The 17,598-nt window shown below is 46.6% G+C and carries 18 protein-coding genes and 1 pseudogene; 9 read left to right on the forward strand and 10 right to left on the reverse strand.

The genetic code is table 11. The annotated features are described in order from the left end of the window. Window positions 1–2 precede the first annotated feature (2 nt). Window positions 3–731, forward strand: a complete 729-nt coding sequence (gene srfAD / locus EFK13_RS02190; protein WP_129506726.1) for a surfactin biosynthesis thioesterase SrfAD — start codon at window positions 3–5, stop codon at window positions 729–731. 100 nt (window positions 732–831) lie between these two features. Beyond that, window positions 832–2,058 carry an MFS transporter gene (locus tag EFK13_RS02195; RefSeq protein WP_129506725.1) on the forward strand — a complete coding sequence of 409 codons (1,227 nt, stop codon included), beginning with the start codon at window positions 832–834 and terminating at the stop codon, window positions 2,056–2,058. 14 nt (window positions 2,059–2,072) lie between these two features. On the opposite strand, the gene EFK13_RS02200 is transcribed toward EFK13_RS02195, so the two are convergent. Together EFK13_RS02200 and EFK13_RS02205 are read right to left on the reverse strand one after the other, a co-directional pair. After that, a complete protein-coding gene (locus EFK13_RS02200) occupies window positions 2,073–2,630 on the reverse strand; it encodes a YcxB family protein (protein ID WP_129506724.1) in 558 nt (185 codons plus the stop codon). A gap of 53 nt (window positions 2,631–2,683) precedes the next feature. Then, entirely contained in the window at window positions 2,684–3,622 is a 939-nt protein-coding gene (locus EFK13_RS02205; RefSeq protein ID WP_129506723.1) for a DMT family transporter, read from the reverse strand. A 124-nt stretch (window positions 3,623–3,746) separates the two neighbouring features. Between EFK13_RS02205 and EFK13_RS02210 the strand changes: the two genes are divergently transcribed. After that, window positions 3,747–5,081, forward strand: coding sequence for an aminotransferase-like domain-containing protein (locus EFK13_RS02210; protein WP_129506722.1), 1,335 nt, complete (start codon window positions 3,747–3,749; stop codon window positions 5,079–5,081). Here the strand turns inward: EFK13_RS02210 and EFK13_RS02215 are convergent. The 6 genes from EFK13_RS02215 to bsdA all read right to left on the reverse strand — a co-directional run bounded on the left by EFK13_RS02215 (window position 5,076) and on the right by bsdA (window position 10,053). Further along, entirely contained in the window at window positions 5,076–5,750 is a 675-nt protein-coding gene (locus tag EFK13_RS02215) for a 4'-phosphopantetheinyl transferase family protein (RefSeq protein WP_129506721.1), read from the reverse strand. The two genes, EFK13_RS02210 and EFK13_RS02215, sit on opposite strands and share 6 nt — an antisense overlap. 104 nt (window positions 5,751–5,854) lie before the next feature. Further along, window positions 5,855–6,502 carry a YczE/YyaS/YitT family protein gene (locus EFK13_RS02220; protein ID WP_129506720.1) on the reverse strand — a complete coding sequence of 216 codons (648 nt, stop codon included), beginning with the start codon at window positions 6,500–6,502 and terminating at the stop codon, window positions 5,855–5,857. A 308-nt stretch (window positions 6,503–6,810) separates the two neighbouring features. Next, complete coding sequence (gene tcyC / locus EFK13_RS02225) at window positions 6,811–7,554, reverse strand: cystine ABC transporter ATP-binding protein TcyC (protein ID WP_129506719.1); 744 nt, start codon at window positions 7,552–7,554, stop codon at window positions 6,811–6,813. 13 nt (window positions 7,555–7,567) lie between these two features. Continuing rightward, window positions 7,568–8,272 (reverse strand): cystine ABC transporter permease TcyB, encoded by a 705-nt coding sequence (gene tcyB / locus EFK13_RS02230; RefSeq protein WP_064814561.1) that lies wholly within the window; start codon window positions 8,270–8,272, stop codon window positions 7,568–7,570. After that, window positions 8,259–9,065 carry a cystine ABC transporter substrate-binding lipoprotein TcyA gene (gene tcyA, locus EFK13_RS02235; RefSeq protein WP_075750147.1) on the reverse strand — a complete coding sequence of 269 codons (807 nt, stop codon included), beginning with the start codon at window positions 9,063–9,065 and terminating at the stop codon, window positions 8,259–8,261. The genes tcyB and tcyA overlap by 14 nt, the downstream gene beginning before the upstream one ends. Before the next feature lie 115 nt (window positions 9,066–9,180). Continuing rightward, the gene (gene bsdA, locus EFK13_RS02240; protein WP_129506718.1) at window positions 9,181–10,053 is read right to left on the reverse strand and encodes a transcriptional regulator BsdA; all 873 of its coding nucleotides are present in this window, start codon (window positions 10,051–10,053) and stop codon (window positions 9,181–9,183) included. A gap of 89 nt (window positions 10,054–10,142) precedes the next feature. On the opposite strand from bsdA, the pseudogene EFK13_RS02245 reads away from it, so the two are divergent. The 5 genes and pseudogenes from EFK13_RS02245 to EFK13_RS02265 all read left to right on the forward strand — a co-directional run bounded on the left by EFK13_RS02245 (window position 10,143) and on the right by EFK13_RS02265 (window position 13,798). Beyond that, a pseudogene (locus tag EFK13_RS02245) lies at window positions 10,143–10,758 on the forward strand (non-oxidative hydroxyarylic acid decarboxylases subunit B). Window positions 10,759–10,760: 2 nt separating this feature from the next. Then, complete coding sequence (bsdC, locus tag EFK13_RS02250) at window positions 10,761–12,182, forward strand: phenolic acid decarboxylase BsdC (protein WP_129506717.1); 1,422 nt, start codon at window positions 10,761–10,763, stop codon at window positions 12,180–12,182. A 16-nt stretch (window positions 12,183–12,198) separates the two neighbouring features. Next, window positions 12,199–12,426 (forward strand): phenolic acid decarboxylase subunit BsdD, encoded by a 228-nt coding sequence (bsdD, locus tag EFK13_RS02255; protein ID WP_103747891.1) that lies wholly within the window; start codon window positions 12,199–12,201, stop codon window positions 12,424–12,426. Further along, the gene (locus EFK13_RS02260; RefSeq protein ID WP_129506716.1) at window positions 12,423–12,887 is read left to right on the forward strand and encodes a pyridoxamine 5'-phosphate oxidase family protein; all 465 of its coding nucleotides are present in this window, start codon (window positions 12,423–12,425) and stop codon (window positions 12,885–12,887) included. The genes bsdD and EFK13_RS02260 overlap by 4 nt, the downstream gene beginning before the upstream one ends. Before the next feature lie 65 nt (window positions 12,888–12,952). Further along, window positions 12,953–13,798 (forward strand): alpha/beta fold hydrolase, encoded by an 846-nt coding sequence (locus EFK13_RS02265; protein WP_129506715.1) that lies wholly within the window; start codon window positions 12,953–12,955, stop codon window positions 13,796–13,798. Between the two features lie 35 nt (window positions 13,799–13,833). Here the strand turns inward: EFK13_RS02265 and EFK13_RS02270 are convergent, their stop codons facing one another. After that, window positions 13,834–15,312, reverse strand: a complete 1,479-nt coding sequence (locus EFK13_RS02270; RefSeq protein WP_129506714.1) for a peptide MFS transporter — start codon at window positions 15,310–15,312, stop codon at window positions 13,834–13,836. Window positions 15,313–15,590: 278 nt separating this feature from the next. Here EFK13_RS02270 and EFK13_RS02275 point away from each other — a divergent pair, with 278 nt between their 5' ends. Beyond that, entirely contained in the window at window positions 15,591–17,345 is a 1,755-nt protein-coding gene (locus tag EFK13_RS02275; RefSeq protein WP_129506713.1) for a right-handed parallel beta-helix repeat-containing protein, read from the forward strand. Between the two features lie 14 nt (window positions 17,346–17,359). Here EFK13_RS02275 and EFK13_RS02280 read toward each other — a convergent pair whose 3' ends face one another. Further along, window positions 17,360–17,581 carry a YczF family membrane protein gene (locus tag EFK13_RS02280; protein WP_129506712.1) on the reverse strand — a complete coding sequence of 74 codons (222 nt, stop codon included), beginning with the start codon at window positions 17,579–17,581 and terminating at the stop codon, window positions 17,360–17,362. Between the last annotated feature and the right edge of the window lie 17 nt (window positions 17,582–17,598).

Here is a 17,598-nt window from a genome sequence, read left to right on the forward strand (position 1 = left end):
CCATGAGCCAACTCTTCAGATCATTTGATGCGTCGGAAAAAACGCGGCTCATCTGTTTTCCGTTTGCCGGCGGCTACTCGGCGTCGTTTCGCCCTCTCCATGCTTTTTTGCAGGGGGAGTGTGAGATGCTCGCTGCCGAGCCGCCGGGACACGGCACGAATCAAACGTCAGCCATTGAGGATCTCGAAGAGCTGACCGATTTGTACAAGCAAGAATTGAACCTTCGTCCTGATCGGCCGTTTGTGCTATTCGGACACAGTATGGGCGGAATGATCACCTTCAGGCTGGCGCAAAAGCTGGAGCGTGAAGGCATCTTTCCGCAGGCGGTTATCATTTCTGCGATTCAGCCGCCGCATATTCAGCGGAAGAAAGTGTCCCATCTGCCTGATGACCAGTTTCTCGATCATATTATCAAGTTAGGCGGGATGCCTGCGGAGCTTGTTGAAAATAAGGAAGTCATGTCCTTTTTCCTGCCTTCCTTCAGATCGGATTACCGGGCTCTTGAACAATTTGAGCTTCACGATGTGGCCCCGATCCAATCACCTGTTCATGTCTTTAACGGACTTGATGATGAAAAATGCATTCGGGATGCACAAGGCTGGAAGAAGTGGGCGAAAGACATCACATTCCATGAATTTGACGGCGGGCACATGTTTCTGCTGTCACATACGGAAGAAGTGGCAGAACGGATTTTTGCGATATTGAATCAGCATCCGATTATTCAATCGTGATCAAAAGCGGACAGCTTAAGCTGTTCCGCTTTTTTTGTGTGGAATGTCAATTTTTACATGATATAATAGTCGCAATACTCAAACAAAGGCAGGTCGAAACATGTACGCGTCCCCTAAGATGAAATGGTTTGTATTGCTGTTTACGTTTGTTTTCGCCATCGGAATGAACTCATTTAGAAATTCCTTTCAATTTTTTATGCTGCCGATGGCGGATACCTTCCATGCCGACAGGTCGCTAATCTCCGTTTCTGTCAGCGTTTTTATGATCACAACGGGCATCGTTCAGTTTTTTGTCGGTTTTTTTATCGATCGGTTCAGCGTCAGAAAAATTATGGGGCTTGGAGCTGTTTGTATCAGCGCAAGTTTTTTGGTGCTTCCGTATTCACCAAATGTTCATGTGTTTTCCGCCATTTACGGAGTGCTCGGCGGAATCGGCTATTCCTGTGCGGTCGGCGTGACGACCCAGTATTTCATCAGCCGCTGGTTTGAGACGCATAAGGGCCTGGCGCTCGCTATTTTGACCAATGCCAATTCTGCGGGCCTGCTGCTGCTCTCTCCCATTTGGGCCGCGGCTCCGTATCATGCCGGCTGGCAAAATACCTACACGATATTGGGCGTCGTCATGGCGGCTGTTCTGCTGCCGCTCCTCGCCTTCGGGATGAAGCACCCGCCACATGCGCAAGCGCCGTCAGTGAAAAAGTCTTATGACTGGCGGGGATTTTGGAACGTCATAAAGCAGTCCCGCCTGATTCATGTCCTGTACTTCGGCGTGTTTACATGCGGATTTACAATGGGGATCATAGATGCTCATCTCGTGCCGATGCTGAAGGATGCGCATGTCTCCCATGTCAACGGAATGATGGCCGCGTTCGGAGCGTTTATCATCATTGGCGGATTATTGGCGGGCTGGCTGTCAGATCTCCTCGGCAGCAGAAGCGTGATGCTATCCATTTTATTTTTCCTTCGGCTGCTCAGCTTGATTTGTCTGCTCATCCCCATTCTCGGAATCCATCAAAGCGAACTTTGGTACTTCGGGTTTATCCTGTTATTCGGGCTCAGTTACACAGGCGTGATCCCGCTGACCGCGGCGTCTATTTCTGAAAGCTATCATTCAGGATTGATCGGCTCGCTGTTAGGCATCAACTTCTTTATCCATCAGATTGCAGGGGCTCTCAGTGTGTATGCGGGCGGCTTGTTTTTTGACATGGCTCATGATTATTTGCTGATTATTGTTGTGTGCATCGTGTTTGTGGGTGTATCGGCTGGAATAGAGCTGGTGCCGTTTTTAAATAAACAGAAGGCAAAAGAAACGCATCAATCCATATAAAAGGACCGGCACTGTCAGTGCTGATCCTTTTTCCATTTCACTTTAATTGTTTCAGTATTTTTAAGAATAATCCCCCTGAATCTGTTCATTTCCTCTTTGGAATGAAAAAAACGTTTTGGTATCGCAATATATTGGCCGCTTGATGTATTGATCCTGAAGATCTTCTTATATTCGAAAACAGCTGTGATTTCATCCCAATTAAAAATGAGGTCATATTTTTGAGAACATATACGGATTCCTTCTTGATTGAGGGTATATGTTCTTTTGGATTGAATCCGTTCGTTCTTCTTGTAGGCTCTAGAAAACTTTACATATAGAAGAAGGAGGAGCAGCAGTGTAAACAGAACCGACATCACGATAATCAAAATACCATTCACAAACAAGTTAAGCGCGTCGCTGCCAAAAACGAGACGGGGCCATCCGTTAATGGAATGAACTGCAGCAAAAATGGAGCAGAACAAAAGAAAGTAAAAGAATGAGATTTTCCCGATTTGATAAAAAAAGATTTCTCTTATATCTTTAAACGTCATTTCTCCTGGAAGATTGATACTTTCACTAGCATATTGAACCATACAGTAAATTTACACCTCAAACCATGTTTTTCCTTTCAGCCTAGCATCATTTCTCATTTTTTCACAGGGGTACCAAGTTGTTTTTTATTTTTCCGCAGTGTGGTATTGCTTCCAACCACGCCAATCATAATACAAACGGCTCCGGCAAGATGGTACCAGGCGAGGCTTTCGTTTAGAATCACCACTCCTGCAAACATCGTCACGATGGTCGCTACATGATTAAAAGCGCTCATTTTAAAGGCCTCAATCCGTGACAGCGTATAGTTGGACAGAAACGAAGTGACGAGTGAAGACAGCACGCCCAAATACACAATCGCGAGAACAAAGCCGGGCTCCCGGAACGGCTGGAAGTAAGTGCCGACAGTTCCTGCCGCGCTGTGGCGCACTATGGCGATGGCGTTGAATACGACAAAGCCGATGGCCGACATGATGTAGGTGAGCTCGGTCAGCTTGAACCGCTGGGTCATTTTTCTGGCAGCGGTATTGTACATCGCGGAGGACAAAGCGGACAGCAGGATCAGCAGAGATCCTTTTAAGCTGGCCGATTCCACGTCAACGCCCTTCATCACAAAAATAAACATGACGCCGGCAACGGATAAAACCGTGAAACCCTTCTGCGCCCGCGTCGAGCGTTCCTTTAAGAAATAACTGGCTAAGACCATCGTGAAAATCGGAATGGCAGCCTGAATAATTCCCGCTTCAGAGGAGGACGAGTATACAAGGCCGAATGCCTGAAAGCTGAAAAACAATGCCGGATACAGCAGGGCGAGCGGCAAGATGGCAATGACGTCCTTTACACGGATTGATAGCTTTACCCAGCCGAATAAGACGGGTACAGTGGCAGCGGCGAACGCAATGGTGAACCGGTGCGCCAGAATATCAAACGGTTCGGCTGTTTGCAGTGCGATTTTTACGAATAGAAACGATAAACCGATAATGAACGAATATAAGATAGCCGCCGTATAAGCGGAGGCTTGCTGTTGTTTAAACATAATGGAAGGTGCTCCTTTATCTGAATTGCAGCGCCGGTCGCTCTATTTTATTGTATGGCTGTGGCCAGAACGGTACAATGAGAAAAATAACGAACTGTACCGGTACAAAACAGGGGGAGAAAGCATGGAGAAATATATGAATCTATTGACGAGAATAGAAGAGATGATGCAAAGCAGCGCGTATCAAGAAGGTGATAGGCTTCCGTCCATCCGTCAGCTGTCCGCCCGCTATCAAATCAGCAAGAGCACAGTGATCCGCGCCCTGCAGGAGCTGGAAAAGCGCCACCTCATTTACTCCGTTCCGAAAAGCGGCTATTATATTGTGAAAAAGACGGGAAAATCAAAAAGCGGGCAGCCGGGCCCCATTGATTTTGCAACATCTGCGCCGGACCCCGATGTATTTCCGTATCTTGATTTCCAGCATTGCATCAACAAAGCGATTGATACATACAAAAACGATTTGTTTATTTATGGAACGCCAAAGGGGCTTCCATCACTCATCCGTGTACTCCGAAAATTGCTGGCCAATCAGCAGGTATTTGCGGATGAACGGCATATTTTCATCACATCAGGTGTCCAGCAGGCGTTATCCCTGCTTTGTGCGATGCCGTTTCCAAATGGGAAAGAGAAGATTGCCATTGAACAGCCCGGCTATCATTTGATGATTGAACAGCTTGAGACGCTTGGGATTCCTGCCATCGGTGTGAAACGAACGGAAGGGGGACTAGACATAGCCGAGGTTGAGCGGCTGTTTCAGACAGAATCGATCAAATTTTTTTATACGATGCCGCGTTTCCACAACCCGCTTGGCTGCTCTTTGTCAGAGCGTGATAAACAAGAGCTTGTGAGACTTGCGGAAACGTATGATGTGTATCTCGTTGAGGATGATTATCTTGGTGATCTGGAGGAAAATAAAAAGGCAGATCCGCTGTTCGCATATGATCTGTCCTCGCATGTCATTTATTTGAAAAGCTTCTCGAAAATGATGTTCCCAGGCCTTCGCGTGGGGGCCGCTGTTTTGCCGGATGCGCTGGCTGACACGTTTCACACGTACAAAAAGCTGAACGACATCGACTGCTCGATGATTTCTCAAGCGGCGTTGGAGATTTATCTGAAAAGCGGTATGTACGGCAGGCATAAGGAGAAGATCCGCGCTTCCTATAAGGAACGGTCAATGAGGCTTCATCAAGCCATTCAAACACACGGGCAGCTGGGAAGCGGCCGCTTCGCGTTTTCCAGCGGACAGGCACCCTGCATGCACACCCATCTGGTGCTTCCCCGTGATCTGCCGGCCTCAAGGGTGATTCAAAGGCTGAAAAAACAAGGGGTTCTCCTTGAGGCGATAGACCGGCATTATTTATCAGATTATCCGAAAGAAAATCTATTAAAAATCAATATATCGAATGTGAAAACGGAAGATATTGAACACGGCGTGAAGCTGCTGATGACCTATTTATAAAAGCGCTTCGTACGAGACCATTGTGATATCCTCGGGGAAATCAGGGTGCGCGGCGCATACGGCCATTTTGTAGCCGGGATCCACCTCATATGTTCTGATATAGCAAGGTGCATGGTTGTCCGGAAGCTCAATGGACACTTGTCCGTCCTGATGCAGACGCACCGAAAAGGAATCTAAAGGAAGCGATAAGCCTTTGCCTTCCTGTTTGATAAAGCTTTCTTTCATTGACCATAGATGATAAAAATAGTCTGTCTGCTCGTTTTTGTTTTTTGCCAAAAGGTCAGTGTACTCGGTTTTTGAAAAGAAACGTTTGGCGATCTCGAGGCTGATCGGTTTCATTTTTTCAATATCGATGCCGATCGGCTGTGAATCAAACGCACAAATGACCCAGCGGCCGGAGTGAGAAATGTTAAAATGGGCGTCAGGAAGATCAGGGATGCAGGGTTTCCCGTATTCCTGCGCGCTGAAGCGGATATCGGCTTTGTCCAGCTGATACTGCTTGCTGACGACTGAGCGAACGAGCACATCCCCCAGCAGGGTGCGGTGAGCATCTTCTTTATGGTAAAATCTCCGGCATTTCTCACGTTTTTCAGGCGATATGAAAGACATTAACCGTTCAGTCTCTCCCTGTGAAAGCGGTCGGTCCATATACATTCCGTAAATCTTCATTCTAGATCCTCCGTCTGCAAAAGATTGTCAAAACCATCCTATCATACTTCAACAAGACTCATATAGAGGAGAAAATAAAAAAACAAAGCCGAAACGGCTTTGTTTTAGTGTACAGGCGGAGATGCTTTCACAGCCGCAGTTCGCCTTGCCACAGCATAATTCAGCAGCTGGATTGACTGCGGCAATGAAAAGCGCAGAATGAGTCCGGTGAGGATGGCGGTCAAAATGGTGCCAAAACCGATCGGACCATCCATGCCCCATGCCGCAAACAAAATGGTTATTTCCATGCCGTTCCGCACCCATTGTACATTCCAGCCGGTTTTTTCTGTAATCAGCATCATCAGCGAATCACGCGGTCCCGCGCCAAGGCCGGCTGATACATACACACCTACGCCGTAACCGATCAGCACCACGCCGAGAGAGAAGACGATGACGGAGCCCGTGTAGGTCGAGGGGGCGGGCAGAAGAAAATTAAAAAAATCTATAAAAACACCAATGAGCACCATGTTCAGGATCGCCCCAATTTTTGGCCAAGCCCTCGTAAACAATGACGTTAATCCGACGATGATCGCTCCGATCATGATGGACCACTGGCCGACGGTAAGCCCGAAATGCTGAAACAGGCTGTAATGAAATGCATCCCACGGACTAATGCCGAGCGCTTTTCCTTCTATCGTCAGGGATACACCAAAAGCCAAAATGATCAAACCGGCAAAATAAAATGTCCAGCGCAGAACAAGTTCTTGCTTCACGTGAGGTCCCTTCTTTCGTAAAAATCAGTCGATTGTCATTGTAGCACATCTGACAGAAGGGCGGAATAGGCGAAAGGAGCTCAACAAAAAACAGGGCCGCCGCAGGCGCCCTGTTTCAGCGTGTTGGCAAACCCTTGCATTCGTTGTCAGGCCTGCGCTTCGGTGCTCACGAATTTAACATTCGCTGTGCTCCGATGCTCGCCCTTCCTAGACTTCAAAGGTTTTCAATCTCGCTGAAAATGACAAAATCCTAAAACGAAAATTGTTTTAGGATTCTGTAACAGGGCGCTGGCGCCCTGTTTTTCTTTTTACAACGGGTTCAAAATCCGATTCAAGAACCGCTGCGTCCGTTCTTCTTTTGGTGCGGAGAAAATTTGCTCCGGCGGTCCCTGTTCCACGATGACGCCGCCGTCGATAAAGACGACTTCGTCCGCCACATCCTGGGCGAATTTGATTTCGTGGGTTACGACGACCATGGTCCAGCCTTCATTGGCTAAGTCCTTGATCACCTTCAGAACCTCTCCGACAAGCTCGGGATCAAGCGCTGAGGTTGGTTCGTCAAACAGCATGAGCTCAGGCTGAATCGCCAGTGCGCGGGCGATGCCGACGCGCTGCTGCTGTCCGCCGGAAAGCTGGAACGGATATAAATCCATCTTGTCCTTCAATCCGACTTTCTCTAGAAGCTGAATCGCTTCTTTTCTGACTTCCTCTTTGTTCCGTTTTTGCACCTGAACAGGGCCTTCCATTACGTTTTCAAGAGCCGTGCGGTGCGGGAACAGGTGATACGCCTGAAACACCATTCCGGATTTCCGGCGAAGCTTTAGGATATCCGCCTGTTTCACCTTTTTGGAGAAATCGATGGAGAAATCATCAAATGCAAGCTCTCCGCGATTCGGGATTTCCAGCGCGTTCAGGCAGCGGAGCAGCGTCGTTTTCCCTGAACCTGAAGGCCCAAGTATGGCGATGACTTTCCCTTTTTCAATCTTCATATCTATCTTTTTTAAAATTTCATTTTCACCGAATGATTTGTTTAATCCTTTAACGGTAAGCATACTCGGAACCTCCTTATTTGGCCACGTAGCGGTCAAGACGCCGTTCGATGACATGCTGGACGAGTGAAAGCAGGAAGCAGATGATCCAGTAAATAAAGGCTGCTTCAATATAGATGACTAAAATCTGATCAAGATTCAGCGCGCCGATTTCCTGGGCTTTTCTAAATAGCTCAGCGACCAAAATCTGGGACGCGAGAGATGTATCTTTGATCAGGCTGATAAAGGTATTGGATAATGGCGGGATCGATACACGAAAGGCCTGCGGCAAAATGACGCGGAACAACGTTTTCTGATGTGTCATGCCGATTGTGTATCCGGCTTCCCATTGTCCTTTCGGCACGGATAAAATGGATGCCCGGATAATTTCAGATGCATAGGCGCCGACGTTTAATGAAAAGGCGATAACTGCGCTTGGAAATGGATCTAATGTGACGTTAAAGGCCGGGAACAGATAGAAAATGATGAACAATTGAACGAGAAGAGGAGTGCCCCGTATCGCGGATACGTATACGCTGAACACCCATCTCAAAGGTCTCACTTTCGACATTCTGGCTAGCGCTGTAATCAGCGCGATGATCATTCCAAATATAAAGGAAAGAATGGTAAGGGGAATCGTATAGTAGATTCCCCCTGAAAGTATCGGCCAGAATGACTGCTGCACCAGATCCCACGGGATCGCCGTGCCAAGCGTCAATGCCGGCAGATTATTTAGAAACATCTTCGCCGAACCATTTTTTAGAAATTTTAGAAAGAGTCCCGTCCTCTTTCATTTCTTTTAATGCTTTGTTGACTTGATCAACAACCTCGCCGCTTCCTTTGCGGAACGTGAAGTACGTTGACTGCGGATCGCCTGTTTCAAACGCGATCTTCACGTTTTTGTTGCCTGATGTTTTGAGGTAGTTCAATACAGCAAGTTTATCGTTGTATGTCATATCGACGCGGCCTTGCTGGATCAATTGAAGGGATTGTGCCATGCCTTCAACGCCTTCTACTTTCGCGCCGGCCTTTGTAGCTAATTTGTTGTAGTTGCTTGTCAGTGATTGAGCTGATGTTTTTCCTTTTACATCTGCTTCAGACTTAATATCGTTGTTGTCTTTTTTCGTCACGACAACAGCTCTTGATGTTGTGTATTTATCTGAGAAATCGTATTTGTCTTCACGGTCTGTTTTTCCAACCTGGTTGGCAATGACGTCAAACCGTTTGGAATTCAGGCCGGCAAACATGCTGTCCCATTGTGTTTCTTTAAAATCGGCTTTAAGCCCAAGGCGTTTTGCGACTTCCGTGATAACTTCGACATCATAGCCAGTCAGCTTGTCAGTGTCCTTGTCGTGGAAAGTGAACGGTTCATATGTCCCTTCCGTACCGACTGTCAGCACACCTTTTTTCTTAATGGAAGCCCAAAGATCGCCGTTTTTGGCGTTATCTTTTGACTGATTGTCATTTCCTGCTCCGCAAGCTGCGAGAACTGCAATGCTTACGACCATGAATAAAGCCAATAATGCTTTTTTCATCTTATTCCCCACTTTTCTGGTTGATTTTATTGAAATAAAAAAATAGCTTACAAATCTAAAGGATAACTTTTTTTTAGTATGAGTCAAGTAATTGGTTTTCATAAGGCAAAATCTTTTAAAATAAATCCAAAAATTGCTGTACCGGTTTTGGCAAATAACTGTCCGTTCTCCACATGACAGCCGGTGTCATAATGAAGGGATTGTTTTCGATATGGACGGTGTGAACATGATTTCTCATATGAACGGGAATCATCGTGACGGGCAGAATGGACGCGCCGAATCCGGAAGAAACGAGACTGAGCAAAGTCGCGGAATCGTGGCATTCGCAAACAATGCGCGGCTCCAGATTCAAACGATGAAATTCATTCATGACCTGATTGTAGACGCCTTTCCCGTTGACAGGCCGCAGCAGAATCAGCGGAAAGGAAGGAATGTCCTCCATTTTAATGGTGTCCCCGCACGGATATCCGGCTTCTTTTGAAAGAACGAGCACACATGGAATATCATCAAGCTGTTTAAATTGGACCGTGTCGCTTTTGATCAGCGTCGTTGTGACCGCCGCATCGATTTGACGGCTTTCCAGCAGCTCTAACAGCGTCGCGGGCTCATTCTCCCAAATGTTAAAGGTGAGGTGCGGGTAGCTCTCTTTGATCTGTGTGACTTTTTCAAGCATCAGAGCGGCGCAATAAATCGTTGAACCTACGGCCAGCGTGCCGGCTACCTCCTCCTTCAGCTCTTGTACCTCAATGACGGCATCCTCAAACCTGTGCAAAATCTCCTTGGCTCTTTTCAGAAAAACAGTTCCTTCGTATGTAAGCGTCATTTGTTTTTTCTTATTCCGGTCAAACAAAACGACACCCAGCTCGTCCTCAAGCTGTTTCAGCTGCCTGCTTAAAGGCGGCTGCGCCATGTGGAGCTTTTTGGCGGCGGACGTGATTTTTTGTTCTTGGGCTATCGTAATGAAATACCGAAGCTGGCGAATGTCCAAAAGAAAGCGCCTCCTTACTATACCTTTTAGGTATGAAATATAGATTTAACAGATATTTTTCATATGGATATATCAGGAGTATGATGGAAATGAAAACAGAATTCAAGCGTAAAGGAGGGGACAAAGTTGAAACTCGTTGTCGGAATGACAGGGGCAACAGGGGCTATTTTCGGTGTCAGGCTGCTGGAGTGGCTAAAGGCCGCCGAAGTGGAAACCCATCTCGTTGTGTCTCCTTGGGCTAACGTCACGATCAAACACGAAACAGGCTATACCTTAAAAGAAGTAGAACAACTGGCCACATACACCTATTCGCATAAGGACCAGGCGGCAGCCATTTCAAGCGGGTCGTTTGATACCGATGGAATGATTGTTGCGCCGTGCAGCATGAAATCACTCGCAAGCATTCGCACCGGAATGGCGGATAATCTGCTGACACGTGCGGCGGATGTCATGCTCAAGGAGAGAAAAAAACTCGTCCTCTTAACGAGAGAGACGCCTTTGAACCAGATTCATCTCGAAAATATGCTAGCGCTTACGAAAATGGGCACCATCATTCTTCCTCCGATGCCGGCATTTTATAATCAGCCGAGCAGCTTAGAGGAAATGGTCGACCATATTGTATTCAGAACATTGGACCAATTTGGCATTCGCCTTCCTGAAGCGAAACGCTGGAATGGGATTGAAAAACAAAAAGGAGGAGCTTGATCATGGCTTATCAAGATTTCAGAGAATTTCTCGCTGCCCTTGAAAAAGAAGGACAGCTGCTGACAGTGAATGAAGAGGTAAAGCCGGAGCCGGATTTAGGGGCTGCCGCACGCGCGGCCAGCAATCTTGGCGATAAGAGCCCAGCGCTTTTATTTAATAACATTTACGGCTACAATAACGCGCAAATTGCAATGAATGTGATCGGCTCCTGGCCGAACCATGCGATGATGCTCGGCATGCCGAAAGACACGCCGGTGAAAGAGCAGTTTTTTGAATTCGCGAAGCGTTATGAACAGTTTCCGATGCCGGTCAAACGTGAGGAAACAGCGCCGTTTCATGAAAATGAAATCACAGAAGACATCAATTTGTTCGATATCCTGCCTCTTTTCAGAATTAACCAAGGGGACGGCGGCTACTATTTAGACAAAGCGTGTGTCATTTCCCGCGATCTTGAAGACCCTGATAACTTCGGAAAACAAAACGTCGGTATTTACAGAATGCAGGTCAAAGGAAAAGACCGTCTCGGCATTCAGCCTGTGCCGCAGCACGATATTGCGATACATTTGCGTCAAGCTGAAGAACGCGGCGTTAATCTTCCGGTCACCATTGCGCTCGGCTGTGAGCCGGTCATAACAACGGCGGCATCGACTCCGCTTCTTTATGATCAATCAGAATACGAAATGGCAGGCGCGATTCAAGGCGAACCATATCGCATCGTCAAATCTAAGCTGTCTGATCTGGATGTTCCTTGGGGCGCTGAAGTTGTACTTGAAGGTGAAATCATTGCCGGAGAGCGCGAATATGAAGGCCCGTTCGGTGAATTCACAGGCCACTATTCCGGCGGACGCAGCATGCCGATCATCAAAATTAAACGCGTGTATCATAGAAACAATCCGATTTTTGAACATTTATACTTAGGCATGCCTTGGACCGAATGCGATTACATGATCGGCATTAACACTTGTGTGCCGCTTTATCAGCAGTTAAAAGAAGCGTACCCGAATGAAATTGTCGCAGTGAACGCCATGTACACACACGGTTTAATCGCGATTGTTTCCACAAAAACACGCTATGGCGGATTTGCGAAAGCGGTCGGCATGCGCGCGCTCACCACACCGCACGGACTCGGCTACTGCAAAATGGTCATTGTCGTTGACGAGGATGTCGATCCATTCAACCTGCCGCAGGTCATGTGGGCGCTTTCGACCAAAATGCATCCAAAACACGATGCGGTCATCATTCCGGATTTATCTGTCCTGCCGCTTGACCCGGGATCTAACCCATCAGGGATCACTCACAAAATGATTCTTGACGCCACTACACCGGCTGCGCCGGAAACAAGAGGCCATTATTCACAGCCGCTTGATTCTCCATTATCAACGAAAGAATGGGAACAAAAACTAATGGACTTAATGAATAAATAAGGAAAGGATGATCGATATGCATACATGTCCTCGATGTGATTCAAAAAAGGGAGAAGTCATGAGCAAATCGCCTGTAGAAGGCGCATGGGAAGTTTATCAGTGCCAAACTTGCTTTTTCACATGGAGATCCTGTGAGCCGGAAAGCATTACTAATCCAGCGAAATACAATCCGGCGTTTAAAATCGATCCGAAGGAAACGGAAACAGCAGTTAAAGTTCCGGCTGTGCCGGAACGAAAGGCTTGATCAGCGTGAACTGTCTATCAGACCGTCTCTTTGAGCTGCTTGACGGGAAACGCCTGAATGAAAAGCAGCACGAGGCTTTCGTTCTGCAAACCGTATCGGAGGATGGCTGGCCGCATGCAGCGATGATCAGCGCGGGAGAAATCATCGCTCTGAGCCGAACGGATATCCGAATCGCACTATGGAAAAACACAGCGACTTCCGCCAACATCCTTCGCACAGGAAAAGCGCAGTTTACGGCATGGTGGAGGGGAGCCGCTCATTATGTGAAGCTGCAATGCGAACCCTTGCCGCCTTTGAGAGGTGCCGAATATGAAAGAGACCGTTTTGCCTGCCGCATCGTTTCAGTGAAGGAGGACGTTGCGAAATACGCTGATTTGGCCTCTGGCGTCCATATCCAGCTTCACAGCCCTGAAGAGGTGCTGAACAGATGGGACAAGACGCTGGAGGAATTGAAGCGATAATATTGTAGCCTGACGCCATGCGTCAGGCTTATTTTTATATAATAAAAACAAAGGGGGCGTGAGAAATGGAAATAGCGGGGATCTGTCACTCAGACGGTTTTGATTTATCCTATCGAATCGAGGGAGAGGGCGCGCCCATCCTTGTGATCGGGAGTTCAGTTTACTACCCGCGTCTTTTTTCCTCGGACATCAAACGGAAATATCAATGGATCTTTATCGATCATAGGGGATTTGCCAAGCCAAAGCGGGAACTGCGGGCAGAAGACCTAATGCTTGAGACCGTTTTAGGCGATATTGAAAGAATGAGAACGTCTCTTCAGCTTGAGGATGTCGTCATCTTAGGCCATTCCGGGCACGCTTTTATGGCTTTAGAATATGCCAGAGCATATCCTGAACATGTTCGGAAGGTTGCGCTTTTCAATACTGCGCCTGATAACAGTGAAGCAAGACAGCGAAAAAGCGAAGCGTTTTTCATGGAGAAAGCCAGCATTGAGAGAAAGAAACGCTTTGAAAAAGCCATCGCACATTTGCCGCAGGACATCGAAAAAGATCCTGAAAGACGCTTCGTGCATATGTGTATCCGAGCGGAAGCGAAAAGCTTTTATCAAGAACGGCCGCGCGCTTCTGCTTTATGGGACGGCGTAGTTACGAATATGCCGATCATTGATGAATTATGGGGGCATACATTTGCCCGGCTTGATCTTATTGAGCGATTAGCTGATGTTCAAGTGCCGGTGTACATCGGTTTAGGAAGATATGATTATCTGGTTGCTCCAGTTGAGCTGTGGGATGCTGTTGAGGGGGGATATCCCCATGTGGAGAAGGTTATTTTTGAGAAAAGCGGCCATCAGCCGATGCTCGAAGAACCGCAAGTCTTTGACCAAAGCTTCAGCAAATGGATGGACAAATAAAAAAACAGCCGCCAATTTTGGCGGGCTGTTTCTTATTATAAGACCCCTTTCATCGCGCGTTTGATAATCGGCGAGATCAGTAGCAGAATGCCGCCAAGTACGATTGATATCAAACCGATGATGCCGAAGTACATTGTTTCAGGAATTTTATCAAACAATCCGGCTACTTGGGCATTGATCGCTTGGGCTGCTGCGTTAGTCAGAAACCACATACTCATTGTCTGCGCAGAGAATGCAGCTGGCGCCAGTTTCGTTGTCACGGATAAACCGACTGGAGACAGGCACAGCTCTCCCAGCACGACAAGCAGGAAGCTGAGAACGAGCCAAAGCGGGCTTACGAGTGCTTCTTTTCCTTGCATTGCAGGGAATACCATAATGATAAATGACAATCCGGCTAGAATAATTCCGATTGAGAATTTAACTGGTGTGGACGGCTGGCGTTTGCCAAGCTTCATCCATAGCCACGCGAATACTGGCGCGAAAATGACGACAAACAATGGATTTAATGATTGGAACCAAGATGACTGAAGTTCTAATCCGCCCAATGAAAGTCTTATGCGTTCATCAGCGTAGACCGCAAGAATGGTCGCTCCCTGTTCCTGAATGGCCCAGAACATGACAGCACCGATAAACAAAGGGATGTAAGCGGCAAGACGAGATTTTTCTGTTTTGTCCGCTTTTTTGCTTGTAAACATGATGATGAAATAAACAATAGGAATCAAAATACCGAGAATACTTACAAGGTCGATGAAACCATTGATCGTCAGCACGCCTGTTTGTACAGAAATAATCACTGCGATCGCCACAATGATAACACCGATTCCGGTGCCAATCGCAGATTTTTTAGACAGCGGATTCGGCACATTGGAACCTGCAAGCCCGAGGTTTTTCTTTCTTGTCAGAGCAAATACGATAAGTCCAAGAAGCATTCCGACCGCGGCAGCTCCGAAGCCGAGATGATAGTTGTACTTCTGTCCGAGTGTTCCGACAATTAATGGCGCGAGTAAACCGCCAAGGTTGATCCCCATGTAGAAAATACTGAAACCCGAGTCGCGGCGCGGGTCTTCTTTCGTGTAAAGATCTCCAACCACGCTTGAAACGTTTGGTTTTAATAAACCCGTTCCGATAATGATAAGCACCATGCTGATATAGAATGCTGTCGCGCTGCCGGGATAGGCGAGTGCAATGTGGCCGAACATAATGAATATGCCGCCGTAAAACACAGTGTTTGCGGTTCCGAATACCCGGTCAGCAAGCCATCCGCCAATAATAGTGGACATGTATACGAGTGATCCGTAGATCGACATAATGGCAACAGCAGTGCCTTTGTCAAAGCCAAGCCCCCCGTTAACCGTCTCTGTATACAAATAGTAAAGTAAAATTGCTCTCATTCCATAGTAAGAGAAACGCTCCCAAAATTCGGTGAAAAATAGCGTAAATAGTCCTCGCGGGTGACCAAAGAACCCTTTTTGCGGGACGCTTTTAATGATACTTTCGTTATCAATCGAAGCCATGTCAGCCAAACCCTTTCTTAAAAAAGTGTATTATAAAAATCATATTCTTATATAATACTTGTGTCAATAAAAATTATACTCATTTCAAATAGTTCCATATTGGAAAAATGTAAACACATGATAATAGGGATTTTATCCTAATTAATAAGCTCTTTTTTGTAAGGTTTTCTTACAAAACTATTCCTTTATATTTTTTTAATAAAATTTTAGAGAAATGTACAAGCAAGTCGGGCCTTTGTGAGTATCATGATAGTAATCATAGAGAAGGAGGCTTGCGATTGGCTGAATTCATATTAAATGCGGCGGATTTCGGCATCTTAGGAGATGGTAAAACGGATTCAACAGAATTGATTAATCAATGCCTCAGTACGGCTGTCTCGAAAGGATATCATACTGTCTGGTTTCCAAAGGGAACATATTTAATAGACGGAACGCTTGGAGGAGACCCCAATCAGAAGTTTCGAAACGCGGGGATCATTGTTCCCGGCAACCTTGAGATTTTGATGGACCCTGAGTGTATCATCAAAGTCATCCCGAACAGCTCGTGGGGTTATTCCGCATTTTATGTAGGCAAGCAAGAGAATATAACCATTTCCGGGGGACAAATTATCGGTGAACGCGATGAGCATACGTATGCGTCCGCGGGGATAAGGTCAACCCATGAATGGGGCTTCGGCATATGTATTGAAGGGTGCTCGAATGTTGTCATTGATGATGTCAAAATTTCTGATTTTACCGGCGACGGGATGATTGTCAGTCCAAGAGGATTAAAGACTGCGAGTGATTACCGTACGTCAGAGCATATTACCATCCGCCGCTGCGAGGTTCGGCGGTCGAGGAGAAATAACATTTCCATTACCGGATGTGACATGGTCACGGTGGAGGAATGCGTGATTGAAGATGCCGGAACGGGGAATGGAACAGCGCCTAAATTCGGAATTGACATAGAAGGATATGGCGAAGGTGATGTTGACTATGAAGAACCGATCAATGTATCCATTCGCAATAACCATTTTGTTGGAAACGTTTCAAGTTCTGTGACCAATTTTAATGGGTATGGCATTTTAATAGAGGGAAACCATTCAGACAATACGATCAGCTATGGGTATGGAACACAAACGGTGATCAAGGGGAATATTCTCAGACGGGCGGAAGACGCGGCTGCTGCGCCTAGAGTCGGGATTACCGGACTCGGTGTGTCACAAGGAAAAGAGAACAGTGATGCGGTGATTGCAGGCAATCTTATTACCGGGTTTTCAACCGGAATTGATGTCAGGGGCAAGAGCGTTCTTGTCACGAACAACAAAATCAGCAACTTTGAAAACACAGGGATATTGGTTTATCAGTCTTCCGACGTAAAGGTAGACGGCAACCAGATTCAAAACGGATTGTCTGAGACAAGACGCAGTACCGGCCTTCGCGCAGTGCTGTCGGATGATACCGCATTTTTGAATAACTGCCTCATTGAAGTCATAGATGGTGTGAACATTTCCGGAGGCGATATGATCATTAAGGATAATGTAATGAGAAAATTCAGCCGGGGAATTTGGATCGCTCAAGGAAACGCGGTGGTTGAAGGAAATACAATGATTCCCGATGCATTCGAAGGAGCCTTGGAATCGTATACCGTTTCCGTCACGAATAATGCAGGCGCCGTCATCAAAAACAATACCTTTAAAGAGTTTAAGAATTACCCGATTTACTGCGCCACAAGTGCGAAAACCTCTATTATCAGCAACCACATTGAAAGATCTCCGCTTTTGGTCACCATCTATATCAGCGCCGGTGTGCATGAGATTTTTGATAACACCATTTCAGTCAACAGAACAGCCGGGAATCCAATTGTGATTTATGTCAACGCTTCCGCAGGCTCTATCATCTCTGGAAACACCATTAATAACCTCTCCGCAAGCACGGCGACAGCCATTCAAACAAACACCTCAACCAATTCCAAAATCATCGGCAACCGCATCTTCAAAGGAACCATCAACAAACATAGCAGCGATACAGCAGACGGAAATATATTGGCTTAAAAAAGCGCCCCGCTCTAGGGGTTCTTTTTTTTCGATTGATAGATCACGTACATTTCTCTCACAAGAACCAAACCAAAAAATAAAAGCACGACCCATTCCGCGAACGTCGTCATCTTAAAGCTGGACATATTGTTATAAACGGCTTTTGTCAAATTGAAACCTTGAAGTATGTCCATAAAAACAGAAATGGTTAATAAACAAATCAATATGATCCCTGTCACGCCTAATATCTTCATGCTTCATCACCCTCCGC

Origin of the sequence: Bacillus cabrialesii (genome assembly GCF_004124315.2) — a bacterium.
Classification (GTDB): domain Bacteria; phylum Bacillota; class Bacilli; order Bacillales; family Bacillaceae; genus Bacillus; species Bacillus cabrialesii.

Bases quoted from the DNA above. Each gene is read 5' to 3' on its own strand.
- srfAD (WP_129506726.1), top strand. From the start codon at position 3: ATGAGCCAACTCTTCAGATCATTTGATGCGTCGGAAAAAACGCGGCTC.
- EFK13_RS02195 (WP_129506725.1), top strand. From the start codon at position 832: ATGTACGCGTCCCCTAAGATGAAATGGTTTGTATTGCTGTTTACGTTT.
- EFK13_RS02200 (WP_129506724.1), bottom strand. From the start codon at position 2,630: ATGGTTCAATATGCTAGTGAAAGTATCAATCTTCCAGGAGAAATGACG.
- EFK13_RS02205 (WP_129506723.1), bottom strand. From the start codon at position 3,622: ATGTTTAAACAACAGCAAGCCTCCGCTTATACGGCGGCTATCTTATAT.
- EFK13_RS02210 (WP_129506722.1), top strand. From the start codon at position 3,747: ATGGAGAAATATATGAATCTATTGACGAGAATAGAAGAGATGATGCAA.
- EFK13_RS02215 (WP_129506721.1), bottom strand. From the start codon at position 5,750: ATGAAGATTTACGGAATGTATATGGACCGACCGCTTTCACAGGGAGAG.
- tcyC (WP_129506719.1), bottom strand. From the start codon at position 7,554: ATGCTTACCGTTAAAGGATTAAACAAATCATTCGGTGAAAATGAAATT.
- tcyB (WP_064814561.1), bottom strand. From the start codon at position 8,272: ATGTTTCTAAATAATCTGCCGGCATTGACGCTTGGCACGGCGATCCCG.
- tcyA (WP_075750147.1), bottom strand. From the start codon at position 9,065: ATGAAAAAAGCATTATTGGCTTTATTCATGGTCGTAAGCATTGCAGTT.
- bsdC (WP_129506717.1), top strand. From the start codon at position 10,761: ATGGCTTATCAAGATTTCAGAGAATTTCTCGCTGCCCTTGAAAAAGAA.
- bsdD (WP_103747891.1), top strand. From the start codon at position 12,199: ATGCATACATGTCCTCGATGTGATTCAAAAAAGGGAGAAGTCATGAGC.
- EFK13_RS02265 (WP_129506715.1), top strand. From the start codon at position 12,953: ATGGAAATAGCGGGGATCTGTCACTCAGACGGTTTTGATTTATCCTAT.
- EFK13_RS02270 (WP_129506714.1), bottom strand. From the start codon at position 15,312: ATGGCTTCGATTGATAACGAAAGTATCATTAAAAGCGTCCCGCAAAAA.
- EFK13_RS02280 (WP_129506712.1), bottom strand. From the start codon at position 17,581: ATGAAGATATTAGGCGTGACAGGGATCATATTGATTTGTTTATTAACC.